Source organism: Enterobacter cloacae complex sp. SHL022 (assembly GCF_049237785.1).
GTDB classification, from domain to species: domain Bacteria; phylum Pseudomonadota; class Gammaproteobacteria; order Enterobacterales; family Enterobacteriaceae; genus Enterobacter; species Enterobacter hormaechei_C.
In genome coordinates this window covers 534,240-561,206 of record NZ_JBMKJH010000002.1, presented here as the reverse complement: position 1 = coordinate 561,206, position 26,967 = coordinate 534,240, and the positions used below count along the sequence as shown (strand labels likewise).

Genomic DNA, 26,967 nt, shown 5'->3' with positions numbered 1-26,967 from the left:
AGGGAGAGGGGGCCGTCTGTGCAGGCATTATTTTGTGGGGAACCCTCAGCCCCATAGGGGAGAGGGGACTGCTCGGTGCGGTTTTTTACCCTCTCCCCGGTGGGGAGAGGGCAGGGTGAGGGACAATCACGTCACCGGCGCCGGGTTAAACACCGCCAGCGAGTTATGCAATCCCCATTGATCGGAGAAGGTTTTCTTCCGCCCGCTTGCCACATCCAGAATGAAGTGGAACAGCTTCCAGCCCACCTCTTCAATACTCTCTTCCCCGGTGGCGATGGTGCCCGCGTTGATATCCATTAAGTCATACCAGCGGTTTGCCAGCTCGGTGCGGGTCGCCATTTTGATCACCGGTACCGCCATCAGGCCGTACGGCGTGCCGCGCCCGGTGGTAAAGACCTGTACCGTAATGCCGGAAGCCACCTGCTGGGTGCCGCAAACGAAATCACTGGCAGGCGTTGCCGCGTAAATCAGGCCGCGTTTGGTTGGTCGCTGGCCAGGGGAGAGCACTTCCACAATCGCGCTCTGGCCGGATTTGGCAATCGACCCGAGGGCCTTTTCCACCACGTTCGCGAGGCCGCCTTTCTTGTTACCCGGAGACGGGTTGGCGCTGCGGTCAGTTTTGCCCATGTCGAGATAGTTATCGTACCAGGCCATTTCCTCCAGCAGGCGTTTGCCCACCTCTTCGTTGACGGCGCGCGGCGTGAGCAGGTGGATAGCATCACGTACTTCGGTGACTTCGGAGAACATCACCGTGGCGCCGCAGCGCACGAACAGATCGGAGGCATAACCTACCGCCGGGTTAGCGGTGACGCCGGAAAACGCATCGCTGCCGCCACACTGTGTCCCAACGACCAGTTCAGAGGCCGGGCAGGTTTCACGCTGGCGTTTGTTCAACTTCTCCAGATGGCGCTCTGCCACCTGTAAAATGTCGTCGACCATCGATCTGAAGCCGACATGGTGTTCATCCTGAAGACGCACAACACTGGCATCGTCAACCGGAATGGCTTTCACATCCTCAGTACCCTGCAACAGGCGTTCTGGCTGCAATTTTTCACAGCCGAGACCAATCACCATTACCTCACCGCCAAAGTTTGGGTTAAGGGCGATATTGTGAATCGTACGGATCGGCACGACCGCTGCCGGCGCGTTGATCGCCACGCCGCAGCCGTACAGGTGGTTAAGACCCACCACGCCGTCAACGTTGGGGTATTTCGGCAACAGATCGCGCTCAATAATTTTCACAACGTAATCCACTACGCCCGCCACGCAATGCACGCTGGTGGTGATGCCAAGCAGGTTTTTGGTTCCCACGCTGCCATCCGCATTGCGGTAACCTTCGAAGGTATAACCCTCCAGCGGAGGCAACGGCTCAGGGACGCGGGTAGCCAGCGGCAACGTCTCCAGCGGCGGGGCGGTGGGCAGCTCAACCAGCGACTCCTCAATCCAGCTACCCTGCGGGATAGCGCGCACCGCATAGCCGATGACTTCGCCGTAGCGCACGATTTCACCGTGAGCCGGGATATCGACCAGTGCGACTTTATGCCCCTGCGGAATGTGCTCAATCAGCTCCAGGCCATCCGGAAAGCGGGTGCCAGCTTTTAAGCCATTGTCGTTGACAATAATCGCCACGTTATCAGTATCGTGCACTTTTATATAGAACGCCGTCGGCGACGCCTGTCGAATTTCAATATCGGCCATTGTTCACTCTTCTCCAGCAAAATATCTGATACTAAATATAGCCAGATGGTTAATCGTTTCTTATTGAGGAAATAAAGAATGTCAGGAGAGGAAAAGTGAGAATGTGATCGCGATCGCTCCCGAAACACTAATCGTTGATTCTGTGCATCAGCGCCCACTGCATTGGGCAAATGCTCAAAATAGCGTGTTACTCCCGCTGGATAATTGAGCATTGAGACAATGTGCTGCCGGGTGGTGACGATTATACTGAATGACGATTTTATAACGCCAAAATTCAGTCAGGAAAATAAATATAACGCTGACGCTGAGTCGGAATAAATAAGAAAAGTTACTGGCTAAAACTGCGGAATTAAAAAAGGTATAAGTAATGAGTAACGACATCTTCCCGAATAAATTTAAAGCGGCCCTCGCGGCGCACCAGATTCAGATTGGCTGCTGGTCTGCGCTGGCCAACCCCATCAGCACCGAAGTGCTGGGCCTGGCCGGGTTCGACTGGCTGGTGCTGGACGGCGAACATGCGCCAAACGATATCAACACGTTTATTCCGCAGCTGATGGCGCTGAAAGGCAGCCACAGCGCGCCGGTGGTGCGTGTGCCCACCAACGAGCCGGTGATCATCAAGCGTCTGCTGGATATCGGCTTCTACAACTTCCTGATCCCGTTTGTTGAAACGGAAGAAGAAGCGGTGCTGGCCGTGGCGGCGACCCGCTATCCACCGGAAGGGATCCGCGGCGTGTCCGTCTCGCACCGCGCCAACATGTTTGGCACCGTGCCGGACTATTTCGCCCAGTCCAACAAGAACATCACCATTCTGGTTCAGATCGAGAGCCAGCAGGGGGTCGATAACGTCGACGCTATTGCCGCGACGGAGGGGGTAGACGGCATTTTCGTCGGCCCGAGCGATCTGGCGGCCGCCTTTGGTCATCTGGGCAACGCCAGCCATCCGGACGTGCAGCGCGCAATTCAGCACATTTTTGCCCGTGCCAAAGCGCACGGTAAACCGTGCGGCATTCTGGCGCCAGTGGAAGCCGATGCCCGCCGCTACCTGGAGTGGGGCGCAACGTTTGTCGCCGTGGGCAGCGATCTCGGCGTATTCCGCGCCGCCACGCAGAAATTAGCGGACGCTTTTAAAAAATAACCATCATTGAGGAAACAGATTATGACGCTGAAAGTGGGTTTTATTGGCCTGGGTATCATGGGCAAACCAATGAGCAAAAACCTCATCAAAGCAGGTTACTCACTGGTGGTTTTAGATCGTAATTCAGACGCGGTGGCAGAGGTGATTGCGGCTGGTGCAGAAACGGCGACAACCGCAAAAGCGATTGCTGAGCAGTGCGACGTGATTATCACCATGCTGCCAAACTCCCCGCACGTGAAAGAGGTGGCGCTGGGTGAGAACGGCATTATCGACGGCGCGAAGCCGGGTCTGGTGGTGATCGACATGAGCTCTATCGCACCGCTGGCAAGCCGCGAAATCAGCGAGGCGCTGAAAGCGAAAGGTGTGGAGATGCTGGATGCGCCAGTCAGCGGCGGCGAACCGAAAGCCATCGACGGCACCTTGTCGGTGATGGTGGGGGGCGATAAAGCCGTGTTTGACAAATACTACGACCTGATGAAAGCCATGGCTGGCTCCGTGGTGCACACCGGTGAAATTGGCGCAGGCAACGTCACCAAGCTGGCAAACCAGGTGATTGTGGCGTTGAACATCGCGGCCATGTCCGAAGCGCTGACGCTGGCCACCAAAGCGGGCGTTAATCCGGATCTGGTCTATCAGGCCATTCGCGGTGGTCTGGCGGGCAGCACCGTGCTGGATGCCAAGGCGCCGATGGTGATGGATCGTAACTTCAGGCCGGGCTTCCGCATCGATCTGCACATTAAGGATCTGGCGAATGCGCTGGATACCTCCCACGGCGTGGGCGCGCAGTTGCCGCTGACTGCCGCCGTCATGGAGATGATGCAGGCGCTGCGTGCGGACGGTCTGGGCACCGCCGATCACAGCGCGTTAGCGTGCTATTACGAAAAACTGGCGAAGGTTGAAATTGCTCGCTAATGACGTCCCGCCCGGTGGCGTTACGCTTACCGGGCCTACGGCTCAGGCATACAACTATGAAAATCGTAATCGCGCCAGACTCTTATAAAGAAAGCCTGCCTGCCACCGAGGTGGCGCAGGCGATAGAAAAAGGATTTCGGGAAATTTTCCCCGACGCTCATTACGTGTCTGTTCCCGTTGCTGACGGCGGAGAAGGTACGGTTGAAGCGATGATCGCCGCGACGCAGGGCACCTGGCAGCAGGCTGTCGTCACCGGCCCGTTAGGGGAAAAGGTGAAGGCCAGTTGGGGGATCTCGGGCGACGGTACCACCGCGTTTATCGAGATGGCCGCCGCCAGCGGCCTGGTGCTTGTTCCTCCCGCGCAGCGTAACCCGCTGGTCACGACGTCGCGCGGGACGGGGGAGCTGATCCTCAGCGCGCTGGATAAAGGCGCGCGCAACATCATTATCGGTATCGGCGGGAGCGCAACCAACGATGGGGGCGCAGGCATGATGCAGGCGCTGGGCGCGAAGTTTACGGATGCGAACGGGACGGAGATCGGCTACGGCGGCGGCAGCCTGATGGCGCTTAACCGGATTGATATTTCGGATCTCGATCCGCGTCTTCAGGGGTGCGCAATCCGTGTCGCCTGTGACGTGACGAATCCGCTGGTCGGTGAAAGCGGCGCGTCGCGTATCTTTGGACCGCAAAAAGGCGCCACGGAGGAGATGATCCTCGAACTCGACGCCAGTCTTAGCCACTATGCCGAAGTGATCAAAAAAACGCTGCGCATTGACGTCAACCGGGTTCCGGGGGCAGGAGCGGCGGGCGGCATGGGCGCGGCGCTGATGGCCTTCCTGGGCGCAGAGCTGAAAAGCGGCATTGAGATTGTCACTCAGGCGCTCAATCTTGAAGAACATATTCACGACTGCACGTGGGTGCTGACGGGGGAAGGGCGCATCGACAGCCAGAGCATAAATGGCAAAGTGCCCGTCGGCGTGGCGAGCGTCGCCAAAAAATACCATAAGCCAGTTATAGGGATTGCCGGAAGTCTGACGCAGGATGTGGGTGTGGTGCATCAGTACGGCATCGATGCGGTGTTCAGCGTACTGACCCGCATCGGCTCACTGGAAGAGGCGTTCCAGGGCGCGTATGACAACATTTACCGCGCCTCGCGGAATATCGCGGCCACATTGCAGGTAGGCATGCGTAGCCAGGGGTGACAGCGACGCGCAAACCCTCTATACTGCGCGCCGAAGCTGACCAGACAGTCGCCGCTTCGTCGTCGTCCCTTTCGGGGGAGACGGGCGGAGGGGAGGAAAGTCCGGGCTCCACAGGGCAGGGTGCCAGGTAACGCCTGGGGGGGAAACCCACGACCAGTGCAACAGAGAGCAAACCGCCGATGGCCCGCGCAAGCGGGATCAGGTAAGGGTGAAAGGGTGCGGTAAGAGCGCACCGCGCGGCTGGTAACAGTCCGTGGCACGGTAAACTCCACCCGGAGCAAGGCCAAATAGGGGTTCACATGGTACGGCCCGTACTGAACCCGGGTAGGCTGCTTGAGCCAGTGAGCGATTGCTGGCCTAGATGAATGACTGTCCACGACAGAACCCGGCTTATCGGTCAGCTTCAACTTCTTACGAAACCCCGCTTCGGCGGGGTTTTTGCTTTCTGAAGGTTGCAGGTCGGGTAAGCGAAGCGCCAAACGACATCAATTCTCAATTTTGCGACGCTAAGCACGTTTCACTATTTGTTCGGCTGCGTGTTCCTCTCATCTGCTGCGCATGATCGTAATCACAAAATTTAACGCTATAAAATTAGAAAAATTTAGTGTTGAGCAGATGTTGTAAATGTTTAGTCAGTGATGCCGAATGTTATTCATTTGATAATTTAATATTGAATCTAAAAACATTCTTCTGGTGAATGTGTGATATATCCCACTCTTTAACCGGAAAGTGAATAAATACTCCTGGTAAAGTTGATAAACCACAAAAATGTTTTAAAGGAATAATGGTGTTTTATTAACCTTTAATTGCCTGAAAGATAGCCTTTATTAATATTTTTAAGGCAAAAAAATTCACGCTGGTTATTGCCATAAAATAAATTTATTACCGCGTTTTTTATTGATCAATGTCAGCGTAAATGCGTATTTTTATTGTGATAAATCTTTGATTTATAAAGATATAAATAGTTTTCTGGTGCGACTGAAAACAGAGCGTCCTGGCAAATTGTGAGTAACAGCACATACCCCCTAAAACAATATTGGGTAGAATCCGCTGCGTCATAGGGAAATAAGCGCAGAATATTATGAATACTATTATTCTACCGAAAACTCAGCACCTCGTGGTATTTCAGGAAGTCATCAAAAGTGGCTCCATAGGTTCTGCTGCAAGACAACTGGGGCTGACGCAACCTGCCGTCAGCAAAATCATCAGCGACATCGAATCTTACTTTGGGGTGGAAGTGATGGTGCGTAAAAACACCGGCGTAAAACTCACTGCTGCTGGTCAGGTGCTGCTGTCCTACGCTGAGTCGATCACCCGCGAAATGAAAAACATGGTAAGCGAGATCAACAGCCTCAGTTTCAGTACCGTCATGGACGTCTCCTTCGGCTATCCCTCGCTGATTGGCTTCACCTTCCTGTCCGGGATGATCAAAAAATTCAAGGAAGTGTTCCCGAAGGCACGCGTCTCAATGTATGAAGCGCAGCTCTCTTCATTCCTGCCCGCCATTCGCGATGGCCGGCTGGATTTCGCCATCGGTACGCTGAGCGACGGGATGCAGCTTCAGGATCTTCACGTTGAGCCACTGTTTGAATCCGAGTTTGTGCTGGTGGCGAGTAAATCACGAACGTGCACCGGCCCGACCAGACTGGCATCGCTCACGCACGAGCAGTGGGTGATGCCGCAAACCGATATGGGCTACTACAACGAACTTCTGACCACCCTGCAAGACAACCACATCAGCATTGAAAACATCGTCCAGACCGATTCCGTCGTCACCATCTATAACCTTGTCCTCAATGCCGATTACCTGACGGTGATCCCCCGTGACATGATTGCGCCATTCGGCTCGGACCAGTTCATTGTCCTGCCGGTGGAAGATGAATTACCCGTGGCGCGTTATGCCGCCGTGTGGTCAAAAAATTACAGTATTAAAAAATCGGCGTCAGTATTAGTGGAACTGGCAAAACAATATTCGTCGATGAATACCGAAAAACGACGATAGAAATAATGATGATTTAAAACACCCGGAGCGACGCTTTTTAACGCTCTGTTACCCTGACTTTGCCTGAAAACAATGAATTATTATAACGAGGATATTATGCACATTACTTACGATCTCCCGGTGACCATTGAAGATATTCAGGACGCCAGAAAAAGACTGGCGGGAAAGATCTATAAAACCGGTATGCCGCGCTCAAATTATCTGAGCGAACGGTGTAAGGGTGAGATATTCCTGAAATTTGAAAATATGCAGCGTACCGGTTCGTTTAAAATACGTGGGGCGTTTAATAAATTAAGCTCGCTGACCGATGCGGAAAAACGCAAGGGCGTGGTGGCCTGTTCCGCAGGGAACCACGCGCAGGGGGTCTCTCTCTCCTGCGCCATGCTCGGCATCGACGGCAAAGTAGTGATGCCGATGGGCGCGCCGAAATCCAAGGTTGCCGCCACGCGCGACTACTCTGCCGAAGTGGTGCTACACGGCGAGAACTTTAACGACACCATCGCCAAAGTGAGCGAAATAGTCGAGATGGAAGGGCGCATTTTTATCCCGCCTTACGACGATCCGAAAGTGATCGCCGGTCAGGGCACCATCGGCCTGGAGATCCTCGAAGATTTATATGACGTGGATAACGTGATTGTCCCCATCGGCGGCGGCGGTTTAATTGCCGGTATTGCGACAGCAATTAAATCCATCAACCCAACTATCAATATTATCGGCGTGCAGTCTGAAAACGTGCACGGAATGGCGGCATCGTATCAGGCCGGTGAAATAACGAACCACCGCATTACCGGCACATTAGCAGACGGTTGCGATGTGTCTCGCCCGGGTAATTTAACCTTCGAAATTGTTCGTGAATTAGTCGATGACATTGTGCTGGTCAGCGAAGACGAGATTCGCAACAGCATGATCGCGCTTATTCAGCGAAATAAAGTGGTCACGGAAGGTGCTGGCGCACTGGCGTGCGCGGCGTTATTAAGCGGCAAGCTGGACCACTATATCCAGGGCCGTAAAACCGTCTGCATTATTTCCGGCGGCAATATCGATCTCTCCCGTGTTTCCCAAATTACCGGCTTCGTTGACGCATAAAGGATGACTTATGAGCAACACAGAAAGCATTATCGTTGGCCAGACAAAAACGTCCTCCTGGCGTAAATCTGATACCACCTGGACGCTCGGCCTGTTTGGTACCGCCATTGGCGCAGGCGTGCTGTTCTTCCCTATCCGTGCAGGCTTTGGCGGCTTGATCCCCATCCTGCTGATGCTGGTACTCGCGTTCCCGATTGCCTTTTACTGCCACCGCGCGCTGGCGCGTCTGTGTTTGTCCGGCAGTAACGTCTCCGGCAACATCACCGAAACGGTGGAGGAGCATTTTGGTAAGACCGGCGGGGTGGTAATCACCTTCCTCTACTTCTTTGCCATTTGCCCGCTGCTGTGGATTTACGGCGTCACCATTACCAACACCTTTATGACCTTCTGGGAAAACCAGCTCCAGATGCCCGCCCTGAACCGCGGCGTGGTGGCGCTGTTCCTGCTGCTGCTGATGGCCTTTGTTATCTGGTTCGGTAAAGACCTGATGGTGAAAGTGATGAGCTACCTGGTGTTCCCGTTCATCGCCAGCCTGGTGTTGATTTCTCTCTCGCTGATCCCGTACTGGAACTCGGCGGTGATCGACCAGGTTAACCTGAGCGATATCGCCTTCACCGGTCATGACGGCATTCTGGTCACGGTGTGGCTGGGGATCTCCATCATGGTCTTCTCCTTCAACTTCTCGCCTATCGTCTCCTCGTTTGTGGTCTCCAAGCGCGAAGAGTACGAACCGGAGTTCGGGAAAGAGTTTACCGAGCAGAAATGTTCCAAAATCATCGGTCGCGCCAGCCTGCTGATGGTGGCGGTGGTGATGTTCTTCGCCTTTAGCTGCCTGTTTACACTCTCTCCGCAGAACATGGCGGACGCCAAAGCGCAGAACATTCCGGTGCTCTCTTACCTGGCGAACCACTTTGCCTCGATGTCAGGCAGTAAATCCACGTTCGCCACCGTGCTGGAGTACGGCGCGTCCATCATCGCGCTGGTCGCTATCTTTAAATCCTTCTTCGGCCACTATCTGGGCACGCTGGAGGGGCTGAACGGCCTGATCATCAAGTTCGGCTACAAGGGCGACAAGAAGAACGTCTCCGTCGGCAAGCTGAACACCATCAGCATGGTCTTCATCATGGGATCCACCTGGATTGTGGCCTACGCCAACCCGAACATTCTGGACCTCATTGAAGCCATGGGCGCGCCAATTATCGCCTCTCTGCTGTGCCTGCTGCCGATGTACGCCATCCGCAAGGCACCGGCGCTGGCGAAATACAAAGGCCGGACCGAGAACATCTTCGTAACCGTGGTCGGTCTGCTGACCATTCTGAACATCGTGTACAAACTGTTTTAAACCAAAGCTCAGGAAGAGCGGAGCCATACCATGATTGAGTTTCCGGTAGTACTGGTCATTAACTGCGGATCGTCCTCTGTTAAGTTCTCGGTGCTGGACGCCGCAAGCTGCGATGCCCTGATGACGGGCATTGCGGACGGCATCAACACAGAAAAAGCCTTTATTTCCGTGAATGGGGGTGAGCCGGTCAGACTGGCTCACCAGGACTACGAAGGGGCGCTGGCCGCCATCGCCCTTGAGCTGGAGAAACGCAACCTGATGGGCAGCGTGGCTTTGATTGGCCATCGCATTGCCCACGGCGGTGACCTCTTCAGCGAGTCGACCCTGATCACGGAAGAGGTGATGGCGCAGATCCGCCAGGTCTCCCCGCTGGCGCCGCTGCATAACTACGCCAACCTGAGCGGCGTGGAAGCCGCCGAGCGCCTGTTCCCCGGCGTGCAGCAGGTGGCGGTATTTGATACCAGCTTCCACCAGACCATGCCGCCGCAGGCGTATCTGTACGGCTTGCCGTACCGCTATTTTGAAGAGCTGGGCGTGCGCCGCTACGGTTTCCATGGCACCTCTCACCGCTATGTGTCGGCGCAGGCGCACGCGCTTTTCGGGCTCTCTCCCGATGACAGCGGCCTGGTAATTGCCCATCTCGGCAACGGGGCGTCCATCTGCGCGGTGCGTAACGGCGTAAGCGTGGACACGTCCATGGGGATGACGCCGCTTGAAGGACTGGTGATGGGCACGCGCTGCGGAGACGTGGATTTTGGCGCGATGGCGTGGATTGCCCGGCAGACCGGCCAGTCGTTCGAGGATCTGGAGCGCGTGGTCAACAAAGAGTCCGGGCTGCTGGGGATCTCCGGTATCTCCTCCGATTTGCGCGCGCTGGAGAAAGCCTGGCATGACGGCAACGAGCGGGCGCGGCTGGCAATAAAGACCTTTGTCCACCGGATTGCGCGGCATATCGCCGGTCATGCCGCGTCCCTGCACCGTCTGGATGGCGTGGTGTTTACCGGCGGGATCGGTGAGAACTCCGTGCTTATCCGCGCGCTGGTGGCGGAGCATCTGAAGGTGTTTGGCATCATCCTCGACGAGTCCAAAAATGCCCTGCCGGGCAGCGCGGGCGAGCGCGTGATCTCCACCGAGTCGTCCCGCGCGGCCTGCGCGGTGATCCCTACCAATGAAGAAAAAATGATCGCGCTGGACGCCCTCCGTCTTGGGAAGGTTACTCCGGCTGCGGCTTACGCCTGATAAAGCGAGAATCTGATGAAAGTAACAATCGATACGGGCGTCGCGCCCTACAGCGACGCATGGGCCGGGTTTCGTGGTGAAGAATGGAAAAACGCCATCAACGTGCGCGATTTTATTCAGCATAACTACACCCCTTATGAAGGCGATGAAGCTTTCCTCGCGCAGGCGACGCCAGCAACGACGGCGCTGTGGCAGAAGGTGATGGTCGGCATTCGTCAGGAGAATGCCACCCACGCTCCGGTGGATTTCGACACCAACATCGCCACTACCATTACCGCGCACGGGCCGGGCTATATTGATCAGGAGCTGGAGACGATCGTCGGCCTGCAAACCGACAAGCCGCTCAAGCGCGCCCTGCATCCGTACGGCGGGATCAACATGATCCGCAGCTCGTTCGAAGCCTACGGTCGCGAGATGGATCCGCAGTTTGAATATCTCTTCACAGACCTGCGCAAAACCCACAACCAGGGCGTGTTTGACGTTTACTCCCCGGAGATGATGCGCTGCCGCAAATCGGGGGTACTGACCGGTCTGCCGGACGGCTACGGGCGCGGACGCATCATCGGCGACTACCGCCGCGTGGCGCTGTACGGCATCAGCTATCTGGTGCGCGAGCGTGAACTTCAGTTCGCCGATCTCCAGGGGAAACTGGAGCGCGGAGAAGAACTGGAGGCCACGATCCGCCTGCGCGAGGAGCTGGCGGAGCATAAACGTGCGCTGCTGCAGATCCAGCAGATGGCGACGAACTATGGCTTTGATATTTCACGTCCGGCGATGAATGCGCAGGAAGCGGTGCAGTGGGTCTACTTTGCCTACCTTGCCGCAGTGAAATCCCAGAACGGCGGGGCGATGTCGCTGGGGCGCACGGCCTCGTTCCTCGATATCTACATTGAACGCGACATGCAGGCAGGAAGGCTGAATGAGGTGCAGGCCCAGGAGCTGATCGACCACTTCATCATGAAGATCCGCATGGTGCGCTTCCTGCGCACGCCGGAGTTCGACACGCTCTTCTCCGGCGATCCGATCTGGGCCACGGAAGTGATTGGCGGCATGGGGCTGGACGGGCGCACGCTGGTGACTAAAAACAGCTTCCGCTACCTGCATACCCTGCACACCATGGGGCCTGCGCCGGAGCCAAACCTGACGATCCTCTGGTCCGAAAAACTGCCGATCGCGTTCAAGAAATACGCCGCACAGGTGTCGATCGTCACCTCCTCGCTGCAATACGAGAACGACGATCTGATGCGCACCGACTTCAACAGCGACGACTACGCCATTGCCTGCTGCGTCAGCCCGATGGTGATCGGCAAGCAGATGCAGTTCTTCGGCGCACGCGCCAACCTTGCGAAAACGCTGCTGTACGCAATCAACGGCGGGGTGGATGAGAAGCTGAAGATCCAGGTCGGTCCGAAAACCGAGCCGCTGCTGGATGAGGTACTGGATTACGACACCGTAATGGCGAGCCTCGATCACTTCATGGACTGGCTGGCGGTGCAGTACATCAGCGCGCTGAATCTCATTCACTACATGCATGATAAGTACAGCTACGAAGCGTCGCTGATGGCGCTGCACGATCGTGACGTCTATCGCACCATGGCCTGCGGCATTGCCGGGCTGTCGGTGGCGGCGGATTCCCTGTCGGCGATTAAATACGCCACGGTGAAACCAGTGCGCGACCACACCGGCCTGGCGGTGGACTTCGTCATAGAAGGGGACTATCCGCAGTACGGCAATAATGACGATCGCGTGGACAGCATCGCCTGCGACCTGGTGGAGCGATTTATGAAGAAGATCCAGGCGCTGCCGACGTATCGCAACGCGGTGCCGACTCAGTCGATCCTGACTATTACCTCCAACGTGGTTTACGGCCAGAAGACCGGCAACACGCCGGACGGACGTCGCGGCGGCACGCCGTTTGCGCCTGGCGCCAACCCGATGCACGGGCGCGACAGAAAAGGGGCGGTGGCGTCGTTAACCTCGGTCGCCAAGCTGCCGTTCACCTATGCCAAAGACGGGATTTCCTACACCTTCTCCATCGTGCCGCAGGCACTGGGCAAGGACGAGCCGGTGCGCAAAACCAACCTTGTCGGGCTGCTGGACGGATACTTCCACCACGAAGCGACCATTGAGGGCGGTCAGCACCTGAACGTCAACGTGATGAACAGGGAGATGCTGCTGGATGCCATCGCCCATCCGGAGAACTATCCGAACCTGACGATCCGCGTTTCAGGCTATGCGGTGCGGTTTAATGCTCTGACGCGCGAGCAGCAGCAGGATGTGATTTCGAGGACGTTTACGCAGGCGATGTAATGCATGCTCCATCTTCAGCCTCCTCTAATGAGGAGGCTTTTAATTTTGTGAACTCGGTCGATTTTAGAAAACTCACTCTCTTTTCTACTGTTCAGAAGTAATATTTTCCTCGCGCCTTATGAAATCCCTATAAAACTTGTGACTTTTTTCTCCAGCTCTCCGGATATGATCTCCCCATATCAATAACTCACACCTGCACCTTCTGACTCGCAATCGCTGGCGATCGGAATCTTATAAAAACAACCAGTTACCCTACAAAATAAGCGAGTGCCCAATGAATATGGCAACAAACAGCAGTGTGATTGTGAGTGATTCCCCTGCGGCAAGGCGGGCGGGAATGAGCGAAAGCGAATGGCGAGAGGCGATCAAATTTGACAGCACCGATACGGGCTGGGTCATCATGAGTATCGGGATGGCTATCGGCGCGGGCATCGTTTTTCTTCCGGTGCAGGTCGGGTTAATGGGGCTGTGGGTGTTTTTACTCTCGTCGATAATTGGTTATCCGGCTATGTACCTGTTCCAGCGCCTGTTTATTAATACGCTGGCGGAATCACCGGAATGCAAAGATTACCCGAGCGTCATTAGCGGTTATTTAGGTAAAAACTGGGGCATCTTATTGGGTGCGCTTTATTTCGTGATGCTGGTGATCTGGATGTTTGTCTATTCCACGGCTATCACCAACGACAGCGCCTCCTATTTGCACACCTTCGGCGTAACCGACGGTTTGCTGTCGGAAAATCCGTTCTACGGCTTATTCCTGATCTGCATTCTGGTCGCCATCTCGTCGCGCGGAGAAAAACTGCTGTTTAAAGTCTCCAGCCTGATGGTGCTGACCAAATTATTTGTAGTGGCGGCGCTGGGTCTTTCGATGATTGGCCTCTGGCATTTAGCCAACGTCGGTATGCTGCCGCCGATGGGGCTGCTGATTAAAAACGCCATTATTACGCTGCCTTTCACCTTAACCTCCATTCTGTTTATTCAGACTTTAAGCCCGATGGTGATTTCCTATCGTTCACGGGAAAAATCCGTAGAGGTGGCGCGTCATAAAGCGCTGCGGGCAATGAATATCGCCTTTGGCGTGCTGTTTGTGACGGTCTTTTTCTACGCGGTCTCCTTCACGCTGGCGATGGGGCACGACGAGGCGGTAAAAGCCTACGAGCAGAATATTTCCGCCCTGGCAATCGCAGCACAGTTCATCAGCGGTGACGGTGCGGGCTGGGTCAAAATCGTCAGCGTGATCCTCAACATTTTCGCCGTGATGACCGCGTTCTTTGGCGTCTATCTCGGCTTTCGTGAGGCGACGCAGGGCATCGTGATGAACATCCTGCGCCGCAAAATGCCGGCGGAAAAAATCAATGAAAATGCCGTCCAGCGCGGAATTATGCTGTTCGCCATCCTACTGGCCTGGAGCGCGATTGTATTAAACGCGCCGGTGCTGAGCTTCACCTCCATCTGTAGCCCTATTTTCGGGATGGTGGGCTGCTTAATTCCGGCGTGGCTGGTCTACAAAGTGCCCGCACTTCATAAATATAAAGGCGTATCGCTGGTAATTATCGTAATTACCGGGCTGCTGCTTTGTGTTTCTCCTTTCCTCGCCTTCTCATGAGGTTAAATAAGGTCGTAACGATGTCTGAGCAAATTAATCCTTTATGGAACCATTTTATTCGCGCCGTGCAGGAAGAGGTAAAGCCTGCGCTGGGCTGTACCGAACCCGTCTCGCTGGCGCTGGCGTGTGCGATGGCTGCCGGACAGCTTTCCGGTGAGGTAACGCGTATCGAGGCGTGGGTATCGCCGAACCTGATGAAAAACGGGCTTGGCGTAACGGTGCCCGGCACCGGTATGGTCGGTTTACCCATCGCGGCCGCGCTGGGGGCGACAGGCGGTAATGCACACGCCGGGCTGGAGGTGTTGAAAGACGCGTCGGCCGAGGCGCTAACGCGCGCCAAAGCACTGCTGAACGCGGGTCTGGTGCAGGTAAAATTGCAGGAGCCGTGCGATGAGATCCTTTATTCACGCGCCTGCGTTTACGCCGGTGAATCCTCGGCGATGGTGACCATCGCTGGCGGGCATACTCGCGTGGTGGAGGTAGTTTGTCAGGGCGAAACGTGCTTCAGGCTTGACGATCGTCAGAGCCAGAACAACGACGATCCGCTGGCGGTGCTCTCGACCACCACGCTGTCACAGATCCTTGAGTTTGTGGAGCAGGTGCCGTTCGACGCGATCCGCTTTATCCTCGATGCGGGGCGGCTGAACGATGCGCTCTCCCGCGAAGGTTTGCGTGGCAACTGGGGGCTGCATATTGGCGCGACGCTCAATAAACAGCGCGCACGCGGCTGGATGGCGCAGGATCTGGGTTCAGACATTATTATCCGCACCAGCGCAGCCTCGGATGCCCGCATGGGAGGCGCGACGCTGCCAGCGATGAGCAACTCGGGTTCCGGGAATCAGGGCATCACCGCCACCATGCCGGTAGTGGTGGTGGCTGAGCACGTTCAGGCTGATGACGAACGGCTGGCGCGGGCGCTGATGCTCTCGCATCTGTCGGCTATCTATATCCATTACCAGCTTCCGCGCTTGTCCGCGTTGTGCGCGGCGACAACCGCCGGAATGGGGGCAGCGGCGGGGATGGCGTGGCTGATGGGCGGATCTTACCAGACCATTGCCATGGCGATCGGCAGTATGATCGGCGACGTGAGCGGGATGATCTGCGATGGGGCTTCTAACAGCTGTGCAATGAAGGTCTCGACCAGCGTCACCAGCGCCTGGAAAGCCGTGATGATGGCGCTGGATGATACTGCCGTGACGGGTAACGAGGGGATTGTGGCGCACGACGTGGAACAGTCGATCTCTAACCTGTGCGCCCTGGCGTGCCGCTCAATGCAGGCGACGGACCGGCAGATCATTGAGATTATGGCGAGTAAGGTGTTGTGATTTAATCCAACCCGTTACCCCTCACCCTAACCCTCTCCCATAGGGAGAGGGAACCGATCGAGCGAGGGGCGTGTTGATCTTAAACCGGCAAATCAATCAACAGCGCGCGCAGCGGCGTATCGGCAACCAGAGTGATATTCGCTTCGTCACGAATAAACGCCCCGTCACCGCAGGTGAGCGCTTCTTTCTCTTCCGTATGCGTGACCGCATGCACCGTTCCGTGAATGGACTGCAAATAGGCACGCGGGCCATGAAGCTGGAAGCTCGCCTGTTCACCTTTTTTCAGTTCGATATGATGCAGCCACACCTGCTGGCGCAACTGCAAGCTGCCTTTGCTGCCGTCTGGCGAGGCAATCAGCTGCTGTTGATCGCCCTTCAGATCGATCTTTTGCACCAGCGGATTTTCCCGCTCCGGACAGGCATCCAGCCACAGCTGCATGCGGGTCAGCGTTTTATCTTTGCTGAGGTTATGCTCACTGTAGCTAATACCTGGCTGAGTAGAAATTAACAGCGCCTCGCCAGCCTTCGCCTGGACATGATTGCCCTCGCTATCGCGGTATTCTGCCTCGCCTTCCAGGATCAGGTTCAGGATATCGACTTTCGGGTACGTGCGCGGCTGGAAGGACGCGCCCGGGGCGAGCACTTCCTGATTCAATACACGCAGTGAAGCGTAACCGAGGAGTTTAGGGTCAAAGTAGTGTCCAAAGGAAAAGGTGTAGCGGGCCTGCAACCAACCGAAATCGGCTTGTCCGCACTGTTTCGCTGTTCTTGTCGTAATCATAAACTTGACCTCTCTTTACACTAAATCAATGGTAAAGGTATGGACGCTGCATTGTTAGCCAGATATTCTGCCTGGTATGTTCAAATTTCCTGAATGAGAACGAGATGGCTAAAGAGAGAGCATTGACGCTTGAGGCGCTTCGCGTCATGGACGCGATTGACAGGCGCGGCAGTTTTGCCGCGGCGGCAGATGAACTGGGGCGCGTTCCGTCTGCGCTGAGCTACACCATGCAAAAGCTGGAAGAGGAGCTGGATGTTGTGCTCTTCGATCGCTCCGGTCATCGAACAAAATTCACCAACGTTGGGCGGATGCTGCTGGAGCGCGGCCGCGTATTGCTGGAAGCAGCGGATAAGCTGACGACCGATGCCGAAGCGCTGGCCCGCGGCTGGGAAACCCATCTGACGTTAGTGACCGAAGCGCTGGTGCCCACCGAAGCGCTGTTTCCGCTGGTGGACAGACTGGCCGCGAAAGCCAATACCCAGCTGTCGATCATCACCGAGGTGCTGGCCGGGGCGTGGGAGCGTCTTGAGACGGGCAGGGCGGATATCGTGATTGCGCCAGACATGCATTTCCGCTCATCGTCAGAAATCAATTCGCGCAAGCTCTACAGCGTGATGAACGTCTACGTCGCCGCGCCGGATCACCCTATCCATCAGGAGCCGGAGCCGCTCTCTGAGGTCACGCGCGTGAAATACCGCGGCGTGGCGGTCGCGGATACCGCCCGAGAACGCCCGGTGTTAACGGTACAGTTGCTGGATAAACAGCCGCGACTGACGGTAACGTCGCTGGAAGATAAGCGACAGGCGCTCCTGGCGGGGCTGGGCGTGGCGACTATGCCGTACCCGTTTGTCGAAAAGGACATTGCAGAAGGGCGGTTGCGCGTCGTCAGCCCGGAATACACCAGCGAAGTGGATATTATTATGGCGTGGCGTCGCGACAGCATGGGCGAAGCCAAATCGTGGTGTTTGCGTGAAATTCCCAAGCTCTTTGCCCACCACAACAAATAAGCGTAGGCCCGGTAAGCGTAAGCGCCACCGGGCAGAATTTACGCGCTTGCCTTAGGATCCGGACCAAAGCGGTTTTCGCCCGGCGTTCCGCTCTGACAGTTGAAAATCAAAATCACGATCCAGCCGATAAGCGGGATCAACAGCAACAGCAGCCACCACGCCGAACGATCGGTGTCGTGGAGACGACGAAACAGTACGGCCCATGAAGGCAGCAGAACTAACACACCATAAATGGTGGTGAGAATGCCTTCACCCCCCTCGCGTTCCCAGCCGAGGATCTTGTCCACAATGCCCAGCACCATAATCAAGACGAAGTTCACCAGAACGAACATCCAGTACTCTTTACGGCGGGCACGGCCACCAAAACCAAAATAGTTGCGCAGTACCTTTAAATACCAGTCCATTTTTCCTTGCCTCTTAATCAGTCAATCACTTGTTTTCTAAGCGATCGAGGTAAGGATAGATGTATGCTGTGAATTAAAAAAGGGAATCAATTGATTCCCTAAATAATTATCCGAAACGCACGTCGCGCCCGTGCGGTTCATCCAGGTCCTGCCACGGGCCAATGGAGATAATGCCCGTTGGGTTGATGGTCTTATGACTGCGGAAATAATGGGTGCGAATATGGTCAAAATTGACCGTCTCCGCAATCCCCGGCATCTGATAGATGTCGCGCAGGAAACCGTGCAGGTTCAGATAATCGCTGATGCGATGCTTGTCGCACTTGAAGTGGGTGACATACACCGGATCGAAGCGGATCAGCGTCGTCCACAGGCGGATGTCTGCTTCGGTGAGGCGATCGCCCGTTAAATAACGATGCTGGCCGAGGATCTGCTCCAGGCGCTCCAGGGATCCAAACACGTTGCCGACCGCTTCGTCGTACGCTTCCTGACTGGTGGCAAAGCCCGCTTTATAGACGCCGTTGTTGACGTTGTCGTAGATCCAGCCGTTCAGCTCGTCAATTTTCTCGCGCAGCTCAACCGGGTAGTAATCCCCGGCGCGGGCGCCGTGCGCGTCAAACGCGGTATTGAACATGCGAATGATTTCAGCGGATTCATTGCTGACGATCGTCTGGTTTTTCTTGTCCCACAGCACCGGCACCGTTACGCGTCCGGTGTAGTGCGGATCGGCGCGCAGATAGAGCTGATACAGGAAATCGTGATGATAAAGCTCATCACCCGTCGCGGCAGGGAAGTCACTGTCGAACGTCCAGCCGTTTTCCAGCATCAGCGGGTTGACCACCGAAACCGGAATTAACGATTCGAGGCCTTTAAGCTTGCGCACAATCAGCGTGCGGTGCGCCCACGGACAGGCGAGAGAAACGTACAGATGATAACGATCTTTCTCCGCCGCGAAGCCGCCTTCGCCGCTCGGGCCGGGTGCGCCGTCGGCGGTCAGCCAGTTACGGAAGGCCGAAACAGAGCGCTTAAAGCGTCCACCGGTGGATTTGGTGTCATACCAGACATCCTGCCAGACGCCGTCTACGAGTTGTCCCATTTTTTTCTCCTCCGTCAGATAGCAAAAGCGAGGAGATGTCTCCTCGCTTTGAATGTAATCAGTATAGCGTGCTTACCACTTCTTATTCAGAAGACGGTCGATGCTGTAGGCGCCCGGGCCCGTGATAGCCAGCAGCAGGAAGCCACCCGCGATGGTCAGGTTTTTCATGAACATCAGGGAGTTCACGCCTTCCGCAAAGTTGCTGTGGAAGATGAACGCGGTCAGCAGGGTAAAGCCTGCGGTGAACAGCGCCGTGGTGCGTGTCAGGAAACCGAACAGCACTGCCAGGCCGCCGCCGAACTCAAGCAGAATGGTCAGTGGCAGCAGGAACCCCGGCACGCCCATCGCTTCCATATACTGCTGAGTGCCCGCATAGCCGGTAATTTTGCCCCAGCCTGCGGTGATGAACAGAATTGGCATCAGAATACGCGCTACCAGTACACCAACATCTTCTAATTTTTTCATTTTACTCTCCAGGAAACCACATCAGCGGCTAAACGTTATTTGCGTGCAAATTCGGGTAGATACCGCGTCTTTGCTGTCGATGGAGAGGAGTGTAAACGGGGCGGATGGCAATTGTTAGCAAGGAAAACTGTTAATCTTCTTCAAAGATATTGAGTAAGGGAGCGTGCGGGCTGGTGCCCTCACCCCATCCCTCTCCCACAGGGAGAGGGGGCAAAAACAAAAAACGGTAACCAGGGTTACCGTTTTGCTTTTTTCACCGCAACTGCTGCTGTCGCAGCGTGGTTTTCACCAGACGCCAGGCGCTCCAGGCGCCAAAGCCGCGACGTGCCCAGCGGATCAGCATGTTAGGATGCCGAACCGACCAGATCGCCATCACGCTGCTGCCGACCAGCGCCCATGAACGCAGGCTCAGGACCGTGTTCCAGCCGCGGTCAAACCGATGCGTGGCTTCAACCCAGTCGCGACGGCTGGCAGACAGATCCAGTCGCTGCTGCTGGATTTGGCTCAACAGATACGCTTTCCGCTTTTGACGTTCGGCTTTGTCGCTCACGACTTATCATCCTCCAGCAGGGCGCGGTCGTTGGCCAGCTCCTGGCGCGTATGACGCAGGAAGGTCGACGTGCGCGCTTTATGCAGGGTCCAGATACCGCCTATCAGCGCCGCCACCAGCAGAACCACGGTAGTCGCAATCATCGCGTTCAGACGATACTGTGGATCGATAGCCCAGATGATTAACACCATCAGGCTCATCAGACCAAACGCGGCAAAGAGCATCGTAAGCCCAAGCATGAGCAGCATCTGGAAGAGGTTGGCTTTCTCCTCTTCCAGCTCCACTACCGCAAGCCGGACGCGCGTTTCGGCAATCCCGACCAGCGTCGTAAGAATACGCTGGCCAATGCCGAGGACGTTTTTAGCAGGCCCTTGTGCGTGACGTGGATCTTCCATAATCAACGACGCGTCAGCAGGACACCCAGCACCACACCCACTGCGGCGCCAATACCCACACCCGTCCATGGATTATCACGTACATATTCGTCTGCGCGCGCAGCCGCTTCGCGGGTCTGTTTCGCCAGCGCATCACCGGTTTCACCCAGACGGTAACGGCTCTCTTTCAGTGCCTGCTCCGCTTTGCTGCGCAGTTTGCTGACTTCTTCTTTCGATTTATCGGCAGAAGAGTTCAGCACCTCTTCCAGGGTGTCCGCCAGGGATTTCAGTTCAGCGCGCAGATTTTCTGAAGTTGTATCTTTTGACATGATTCTCTCCTGTTGAGATTTCCGTTAACTCAATAATCGCGAGCTTCCAGCGCTTTCAGTTCGTCCTGCGCCTCTTGCAACTTCCTCTCGCGCTTGGCAATTTTTTCCGCATCACCTTTCTCTTTCGCTTCTTGCAGGTCTTGACGGCGCTCGGCTATCTCGTCCTTCTGTTCAGCGATTTTTTCCTGATGATCGGCACGCAGCTTGCTGTCCGTACAGTTGTCTTTCACTTCGCTCAACGCTTTTTTCAGTCCGTCGATCCGGTGCTGATTGTTATGCTTTTCGGCATAACTGATTTCGCGTTGGATATCCTGTTCTTTCTCCTGACAAAGAGACATAGCGAAGGAAGCTGTGCTTAAAGAAAAAAGGGCCAGAGCCAGGGTGATGCGGTATTTCATTATAGAAACCTTCCATTGTGTTACGGCGTAAGCCGTGTTCCAGAACTAAGCGGAGAACATTTGAGGGGTGCTCCGCGTACTTAAGCATAGTAAGTAAACGGGAGTTTCACCAAAGTAGGTGAAAATATTCGGAATATTAGTCGTTAACCAAATCGATGCGACGTGTCGCGTAACCGTGACATCCAGGAGGCGACGTGGCTGTCATCATCCTGTTGCGCAATGATGTAACCCTGCGGCAGCGTGCGGTCCAGCACGGCTTTCGCCGCGGCGCTTTGCGCACTGGAGTCAAATTTTATCAGCAGCACATCGTCTTGCGGCGTGATGCTCTTAAAGCGGATCCCGTTTGCGTCGAGATGATGCCAGATGGAAAAACCATCCGGCACGCTGGTTCCCTGGCTCACAGGACGGATAGCCAGCGTCGACTCCTGATGCTGTAGCGCAGACCACAGCAGGATAAGAGCGCTGAACATCATCAGCGCGACGATGGCGTAAGAGAAGCGGCGCAGCGCGAGCGGGGAGATAACCATCGTTAACCCCTGGCCCCGTATTTCTTCTTCCACAGTACGACCAGGGACCCGACCAGGCCAAACACCAGCAGAACGACGGGCAGCAGCATCAGGCAAGACATCAGTTGGTCTTCGTATTTCATAAAGACCGGCGTTTTACCCAGCGCGTAGCCGAGCGTGGTCAGGATCAGCACCCACAGCAAGCCGCTCATCCAGTTAAAGAACTGGAAGCGCGTGCTGCTCAGGCCGGACAGGCCCGCAATGGTGGGCAGTAGGGTGCGTACGAATGCGATAAAGCGGCCAATCAGCAAGGCGGAAAGCCCATGCTTATGGAAAAGGTGGTGCGCTCGCTGGTGGTAATGGGCCGGAAGGTGCGAAAGCCAGTTCTGAACGATTCGCGTGTTACCCAGCCATCGCCCCTGAATGTAACTCACCCAGCAGCCCAGGCTGGCGGCAATGGTTAAAAGCAGGACCGTTTGCGGGAAAGCCATCGCCCCTTTTGCACAAAGCACCCCGACCAGCACCAGCAGGCTGTCGCCCGGTAAAAAGGCAGCAGGCAGCAGACCGTTCTCAAGGAACAGGATCATAAATAATACAAAGTAGAGCATGCCAATCATGGACGGGTTGGCCAGCGTTTCGAAATCCTGAGCCCAGAGGGCGTTCAGTAGTTGGGTCAAAAGTTCCATTCAGTGTTCCTGGAAATCGGTTAACGTCACGCCTGTAATTCGGGAAATACAGCACGGCGACATTGTTATGATTTCATTATGGTCGCTCGCGGACACATTGATGTGTGGCCAACACTGTTCCCTGTTAATTGGCTGGTTAGCAAGCACTAACTTACAAAATAACGAAGTGAATCCAATTGTAACAAAGCCCGACGTTCTGCGTCACAGAATTTGAGGGGAAACACGATTTTGGCGTAAGCCACGGAGGGGAGCGAGAAATTTTACAAAGGCTGACACTATAGAGGTTTTCTTACCCTGTCTGGCCGGAAGGCGCGGCGGTGCGCCTGCCAGCAGTTCGGGGCGTTATTTTGCGAGATTGGTCGCGGTATCGAGGTGAACGACCGGATTATCGGCAAAAAGATAGCGGTCAGCGTTAAATTCAAAGTCATCACTTGTTTCATTAAACAGCATCTGTTTGGTGTTCTCCAGATGCTGCCACATTGCCAGTTTCGCCGCATGCGGATCTTTACGAATCAGGGCCTTAAGAATCTGGTCATGATCGTCACACCAGTTATCTACCGTGCGGGAATCAATATGATCGTGCAATTTCTTCCAGTACGGGTTGTGAACGCGCTGAGTCCACATTTTTTCAACGATTGCCGCCAGCGCCGTGTTCTGAGTCGCAAGGGCGACCTGGACGTGGAATTGCAGGTCCCATTCAGAATCGCGGAAACATTTTTCTTTACGCGCGTGATCCTGGATTTCCATCAGCTTCATGATGTCCTGCTTGGTCACCTGCGTCGCAGCAAATTCCGCAATGTTGCTTTCAATCAGCTGGCGAGCCTGGAGAAGCTCAAACGGACCGTAGCTGGCAAACTCCAGACTTTCGTCCGGGGTGGGGGAGTGTTTCGCCTGGCTGGAAATCACATGAATGCCGGAACCTTTGCGTACCTCAACATACCCTTCCACTTCCAGCATGATGATGGCTTCGCGGACCACCGTGCGGCTGACGCTTTTTTCATCCGCAATGAAACGCTCAGCGGGAAGTTTATCACCGACAAGATAGACCCCTTGCTCGATGCGATCTTTCAGCTCGGCGGCAAGTTGTTGATATAAACGACGTGATTCGGTGATTTCCATATGCGCTCCAGGCAGGGTACGGCGAATGATTTGTTATACCACTTTTGCGTGCCAGTCTCCAGATTTCGCCATCAAAAAAGCCGCCCGGAGGCGGCTTTTGCGTCGTTCTTGCCGGGTGGCGCTACGCTTACCCGACCTACTATTTTATTGGATTTTGTAGGCCGGGTAAGGCGGAGCCGCCACCCGGCACAACAACGCTAACTCTGCGTCGCCGGTCCCCCGAGGGACTCTTTCGCAAGTTCATCTGCGGATTTGCTTTTCAGCACCGTCCAGATAACCACCGCACCCAACAGGTCGAAGACAGCCAGTACCGCGAACAGTGGGCTGAAACCAATCGTATCCGCCAGCGCGCCGACCACCAGCGCAAACAGTGTACTTGCGGTCCAGGCGGCCATCCCGGTCAGGCCGTTGGCGGTGGCGACTTCGTTACGACCAAACACGTCGGACGAGAGCGTAATCAGCGCACCGGACAGAGACTGGTGAGCAAAGCCCCCGATACACAGCAGGGCGATAGCCACGTAAGGGCTGGTGAACAGGCCGATCATACCCGGGCCGATCATCAGCAGGGCGCCCATGGTGACCACCATCTTACGGGACACAATCAGGTTCACGCCAAACCAGCGCTGGAACAGCGGTGGCAGGTAGCCGCCGACGATACAGCCCAGGTCTGCAAACAGCATTGGCATCCAGGCGAACATCGCGATCTCTTTCAGGTTAAAGCCGTAAACTTTAAACATGAACAGTGGGATCCAGGCGTTAAACGTACCCCAGGCCGGTTCTGCCAGGAAGCGTGGCAGGGCGATACCCCAGAACTGACGGGTGCCCAGGATCTGCCAGACGGACATCTTTTTGCCGTTGTCGGTCTGATGCTGGGATTCCTGACCATTAATAATGTAGTCACGTTCTTCGTCAGACAGCTTTTTCTGGTCGCGCGGGTGTTTATAGAAAATCAGCCACGCCATGGCCCAGGCAAAGCTCAGCACACCGGAGATGATGAACGCCATCTGCCAGCTGTGCATCACAATCGCCCACACCACCAGTGGCGGAGCAATCATCGCCCCGATGGAGGAGCCCACGTTGAAGTAACCGACAGCGATAGAACGCTCTTTTGCCGGGAACCATTCAGAGCTGGCTTTCAGACCCGCGGGGATCATCGCCGCTTCGGCAGCACCTACCGCACCACGCGCCAGCGCCAGTCCGCCCCAGCTGCCGGCCAGCGCGGTCGCCCCACAGAAGACGGCCCAGGCTACAGCGAAGAAGGCATAACCAATTTTTGTACCCAGAATATCAAGAACATAACCTGCAACAGGCTGCATTACGGTGTAAGCGGCAGAGTAAGCCGCAATGATGTAAGAGTATTGCTGCGTGGAGATATGTAACTCTTCCATCAACGTTGGCGCCGCTGCTGCCACGGTGTTACGTGTCAGGTAGCCCAGCACGGTGCCGAGCGTCACCAGTGCGATCATGTACCAACGTAACCCTTTAATTTTACGCATGTAAAACCTCATCGTTATGTTATTTCCGTGTCGGGACACGGCAACAACTCAACCGTTGCCGGGAGCTGTTCTGTAACGGGAGGGGCGTAACCGGGAACCTGTCCCGGAACGGCCCGAACCTTGCCATTAGTAATCGTGCTAAGTCGGCTTCCGTACCGTTAAATCCGATGTATCAAACACCGGTAATGCATTCCGTCGGCTTATAGTTTGCGACGGCGAAAAGATAACTTGTCATACAACTTTAAAAGGTGAGTGACATCACAAAAGTGTGAATCTTTGTAGGGACATTATGCGGCACGCGCAAAGCCAGAACTGGCGCGGCCTGAGAGAGGGTTTACCCCTTTGAGGGTAATTTATTTGTCGACGTTTATTGATCTAACTCACGAAAAAAACGTCGGACTCTGGAAATTGGTGTGATAACTTTGCAGCATCTGAACATAAGCTTTCTGACGCTCCCGTAATGAGGAAGACGATAATGACACCGTTTATGACCGACGATTTTCTGTTAGATACCGAATTTGCTCGCCGCCTGTACCACGACTACGCAAAAGACCAGCCGATTTTCGACTACCACTGCCATTTACCGCCGCAGCAGGTTGCCGAAAATTACCGTTTCAAAAACCTGTATGATATCTGGCTGAAGGGTGACCACTATAAGTGGCGCGCAATGCGCACCAACGGCGTGGCCGAGCGCCTGTGTACCGGCGACGCGACCGATCGCGAGAAGTTTGACGCCTGGGCCGCTACTGTTCCCCACACCATCGGTAACCCGTTATACCACTGGACTCACCTTGAACTGCGTCGTCCGTTTGGTATCACCGGCAAGCTGCTCTCTCCCGCCACGGCGGATGAAATCTGGGATCAGTGCAACGACCTGCTGGCGCAGGATAGCTTCTCGGCGCGCGGCATCATGAAGCAGATGAACGTGAAGATGGTGGGCACCACCGACGATCCTGTCGACTCTCTGGAGCACCACGCGGTTGTCGCGAAGGACAGCACGTTTGACATCAAAGTGCTGCCAAGCTGGCGCCCGGATAAAGCCTTCAACATCGAGCTGCCGACCTTTAACGACTACATGGCGAAGCTGGCGGAAGTGTCTGACACCGATATCCGTCGCTTTGGCGATCTGCAAACCGCGCTGACCAAACGTCTGGATCACTTTGCCGCACACGGCTGTAAAGTGTCTGACCACGCGCTGGACGTAGTGCTGTTCGCGGAATCCAGCGAAGCTGAGCTGGACAGCATTCTGGCGCGTCGTCTCTCCGGCGAAGCCCTGAGTGAGCACGAAGTGGCGCAGTTTAAAACGGCGGTACTGGTATTCCTCGGTGCGGAATATGCCCGCCGCGGCTGGGTTCAGCAGTATCACATCGGCGCGCTGCGTAATAACAACCAGCGTCAGTTCAAACTGCTGGGCGCGGACGTGGGCTTTGACTCCATCAACGACCGTCCGATGGCGGAAGAGCTGTCAAAACTGCTGAGCAAACAGAACGAGCAAAACCTGCTGCCAAAAACCATCCTTTACTGCCTGAACCCACGCGATAACGAAGTGCTGGGCACCATGATCGGCAACTTCCAGGGCGAAGGGATGCCGGGCAAGATGCAGTTCGGTTCCGGCTGGTGGTTTAACGATCAGAAAGACGGCATGGAGCGTCAGATGACGCAGCTGGCGCAGCTCGGCCTGTTGAGCCGCTTCGTTGGCATGCTGACCGACAGCCGCAGTTTCCTCTCCTATACCCGCCATGAATATTTCCGCCGCATTCTGTGCCAGATGATTGGCCGCTGGGTGCACGCGGGCGAAGCGCCAGCGGATATCCAGCTGCTGGGCGAAATGGTGAGAAACATCTGCTTTAACAATGCGCGTGACTACTTCGCCATTGAACTGAACTAAGGCCGTTTGAG

The 26,967-nt window shown here is 55.5% G+C and carries 25 protein-coding genes and 1 other RNA gene; 13 read left to right on the top strand and 13 right to left on the bottom strand.

Annotation, left to right across the window (positions count from 1 at the left end):
• Positions 1-126: 126 nt before the first annotated feature.
• Entirely contained in the window at positions 127-1,698 is a 1,572-nt protein-coding gene (gene garD / locus ACOTZD_RS06900) for a galactarate dehydratase (protein ID WP_003862678.1), read from the bottom strand.
• Positions 1,699-2,065: 367 nt separating this feature from the next.
• Here garD and garL point away from each other — a divergent pair, with 367 nt between their 5' ends.
• From garL to ACOTZD_RS06845, 11 genes are all read left to right on the top strand, one after another.
• The gene (gene garL, locus ACOTZD_RS06895) at positions 2,066-2,836 is read left to right on the top strand and encodes a 2-dehydro-3-deoxyglucarate aldolase (RefSeq protein ID WP_003862676.1); all 771 of its coding nucleotides are present in this window, start codon (positions 2,066-2,068) and stop codon (positions 2,834-2,836) included.
• Between the two features lie 21 nt (positions 2,837-2,857).
• Positions 2,858-3,748: a 2-hydroxy-3-oxopropionate reductase gene (garR, locus tag ACOTZD_RS06890; RefSeq protein ID WP_017382435.1), complete on the top strand. Its 891-nt coding sequence runs from the start codon at positions 2,858-2,860 to the stop codon at positions 3,746-3,748.
• A gap of 56 nt (positions 3,749-3,804) precedes the next feature.
• Positions 3,805-4,950 carry a glycerate 2-kinase gene (garK, locus tag ACOTZD_RS06885; protein ID WP_174402136.1) on the top strand — a complete coding sequence of 382 codons (1,146 nt, stop codon included), beginning with the start codon at positions 3,805-3,807 and terminating at the stop codon, positions 4,948-4,950.
• 32 nt (positions 4,951-4,982) lie between these two features.
• Positions 4,983-5,359: RNase P RNA component class A (rnpB, locus tag ACOTZD_RS06880), an RNA gene on the top strand.
• 672 nt (positions 5,360-6,031) lie between these two features.
• On the top strand, positions 6,032-6,952 hold the full coding sequence (gene tdcA, locus ACOTZD_RS06875; RefSeq protein ID WP_003862670.1) for a transcriptional regulator TdcA: 921 nt from the start codon (positions 6,032-6,034) through the stop codon (positions 6,950-6,952).
• Positions 6,953-7,048: 96 nt separating this feature from the next.
• Positions 7,049-8,038, top strand: a complete 990-nt coding sequence (gene tdcB / locus ACOTZD_RS06870; RefSeq protein ID WP_022651901.1) for a bifunctional threonine ammonia-lyase/L-serine ammonia-lyase TdcB — start codon at positions 7,049-7,051, stop codon at positions 8,036-8,038.
• Positions 8,039-8,048: 10 nt separating this feature from the next.
• On the top strand, positions 8,049-9,380 hold the full coding sequence (gene tdcC, locus ACOTZD_RS06865; RefSeq protein WP_003862666.1) for a threonine/serine transporter TdcC: 1,332 nt from the start codon (positions 8,049-8,051) through the stop codon (positions 9,378-9,380).
• A 30-nt stretch (positions 9,381-9,410) separates the two neighbouring features.
• The gene (tdcD, locus tag ACOTZD_RS06860) at positions 9,411-10,619 is read left to right on the top strand and encodes a propionate kinase (RefSeq protein WP_022651900.1); all 1,209 of its coding nucleotides are present in this window, start codon (positions 9,411-9,413) and stop codon (positions 10,617-10,619) included.
• A gap of 15 nt (positions 10,620-10,634) precedes the next feature.
• Positions 10,635-12,929 carry a formate C-acetyltransferase gene (gene pflB, locus ACOTZD_RS06855; RefSeq protein WP_045350489.1) on the top strand — a complete coding sequence of 765 codons (2,295 nt, stop codon included), beginning with the start codon at positions 10,635-10,637 and terminating at the stop codon, positions 12,927-12,929.
• 274 nt (positions 12,930-13,203) lie between these two features.
• Complete coding sequence (locus ACOTZD_RS06850; RefSeq protein ID WP_022649483.1) at positions 13,204-14,535, top strand: amino acid permease; 1,332 nt, start codon at positions 13,204-13,206, stop codon at positions 14,533-14,535.
• Between the two features lie 20 nt (positions 14,536-14,555).
• Positions 14,556-15,860 carry a serine dehydratase subunit alpha family protein gene (locus ACOTZD_RS06845; RefSeq protein WP_022651889.1) on the top strand — a complete coding sequence of 435 codons (1,305 nt, stop codon included), beginning with the start codon at positions 14,556-14,558 and terminating at the stop codon, positions 15,858-15,860.
• A gap of 79 nt (positions 15,861-15,939) precedes the next feature.
• Here ACOTZD_RS06845 and ACOTZD_RS06840 read toward each other — a convergent pair whose 3' ends face one another.
• Positions 15,940-16,641 carry a pirin family protein gene (locus ACOTZD_RS06840; RefSeq protein ID WP_003862658.1) on the bottom strand — a complete coding sequence of 234 codons (702 nt, stop codon included), beginning with the start codon at positions 16,639-16,641 and terminating at the stop codon, positions 15,940-15,942.
• A 104-nt stretch (positions 16,642-16,745) separates the two neighbouring features.
• On the opposite strand from ACOTZD_RS06840, the gene yhaJ reads away from it, so the two are divergent.
• A complete protein-coding gene (gene yhaJ / locus ACOTZD_RS06835; protein ID WP_003862655.1) occupies positions 16,746-17,648 on the top strand; it encodes a DNA-binding transcriptional regulator YhaJ in 903 nt (300 codons plus the stop codon).
• Between the two features lie 38 nt (positions 17,649-17,686).
• Here yhaJ and ACOTZD_RS06830 read toward each other — a convergent pair whose 3' ends face one another.
• The 11 genes from ACOTZD_RS06830 to ACOTZD_RS06780 all read right to left on the bottom strand — a co-directional run bounded on the left by ACOTZD_RS06830 (position 17,687) and on the right by ACOTZD_RS06780 (position 25,068).
• On the bottom strand, positions 17,687-18,052 hold the full coding sequence (locus ACOTZD_RS06830; RefSeq protein ID WP_000384149.1) for a DUF805 domain-containing protein: 366 nt from the start codon (positions 18,050-18,052) through the stop codon (positions 17,687-17,689).
• Between the two features lie 106 nt (positions 18,053-18,158).
• Positions 18,159-19,145 carry a glutathione S-transferase family protein gene (locus ACOTZD_RS06825; RefSeq protein ID WP_003862653.1) on the bottom strand — a complete coding sequence of 329 codons (987 nt, stop codon included), beginning with the start codon at positions 19,143-19,145 and terminating at the stop codon, positions 18,159-18,161.
• Between the two features lie 72 nt (positions 19,146-19,217).
• Positions 19,218-19,610, bottom strand: coding sequence for a DoxX family protein (locus tag ACOTZD_RS06820; RefSeq protein ID WP_003862651.1), 393 nt, complete (start codon positions 19,608-19,610; stop codon positions 19,218-19,220).
• 253 nt (positions 19,611-19,863) lie between these two features.
• The gene (locus tag ACOTZD_RS06815; protein WP_003862649.1) at positions 19,864-20,160 is read right to left on the bottom strand and encodes a YqjK-like family protein; all 297 of its coding nucleotides are present in this window, start codon (positions 20,158-20,160) and stop codon (positions 19,864-19,866) included.
• On the bottom strand, positions 20,157-20,555 hold the full coding sequence (locus tag ACOTZD_RS06810) for a phage holin family protein (protein WP_003862647.1): 399 nt from the start codon (positions 20,553-20,555) through the stop codon (positions 20,157-20,159). Before ACOTZD_RS06810 ends, ACOTZD_RS06815 begins: the two co-directional genes overlap by 4 nt.
• Before the next feature lie 2 nt (positions 20,556-20,557).
• Entirely contained in the window at positions 20,558-20,863 is a 306-nt protein-coding gene (locus ACOTZD_RS06805) for a DUF883 family protein (RefSeq protein WP_003862645.1), read from the bottom strand.
• A 29-nt stretch (positions 20,864-20,892) separates the two neighbouring features.
• The gene (locus ACOTZD_RS06800; RefSeq protein ID WP_017382428.1) at positions 20,893-21,261 is read right to left on the bottom strand and encodes a DUF1090 domain-containing protein; all 369 of its coding nucleotides are present in this window, start codon (positions 21,259-21,261) and stop codon (positions 20,893-20,895) included.
• A gap of 143 nt (positions 21,262-21,404) precedes the next feature.
• The gene (mzrA, locus tag ACOTZD_RS06795) at positions 21,405-21,788 is read right to left on the bottom strand and encodes an EnvZ/OmpR regulon moderator MzrA (protein ID WP_003862640.1); all 384 of its coding nucleotides are present in this window, start codon (positions 21,786-21,788) and stop codon (positions 21,405-21,407) included.
• A 2-nt stretch (positions 21,789-21,790) separates the two neighbouring features.
• Positions 21,791-22,453, bottom strand: coding sequence for a DedA family general envelope maintenance protein YqjA (yqjA, locus tag ACOTZD_RS06790; protein ID WP_003862638.1), 663 nt, complete (start codon positions 22,451-22,453; stop codon positions 21,791-21,793).
• Between the two features lie 342 nt (positions 22,454-22,795).
• On the bottom strand, positions 22,796-23,572 hold the full coding sequence (gene exuR / locus ACOTZD_RS06785; protein ID WP_003862635.1) for a transcriptional regulator ExuR: 777 nt from the start codon (positions 23,570-23,572) through the stop codon (positions 22,796-22,798).
• A 197-nt stretch (positions 23,573-23,769) separates the two neighbouring features.
• Complete coding sequence (locus ACOTZD_RS06780) at positions 23,770-25,068, bottom strand: MFS transporter (RefSeq protein WP_003862634.1); 1,299 nt, start codon at positions 25,066-25,068, stop codon at positions 23,770-23,772.
• A gap of 475 nt (positions 25,069-25,543) precedes the next feature.
• On the opposite strand from ACOTZD_RS06780, the gene uxaC reads away from it, so the two are divergent.
• Entirely contained in the window at positions 25,544-26,956 is a 1,413-nt protein-coding gene (uxaC, locus tag ACOTZD_RS06775; RefSeq protein WP_023323772.1) for a glucuronate isomerase, read from the top strand.
• Positions 26,957-26,967: the final 11 nt, after the last annotated feature.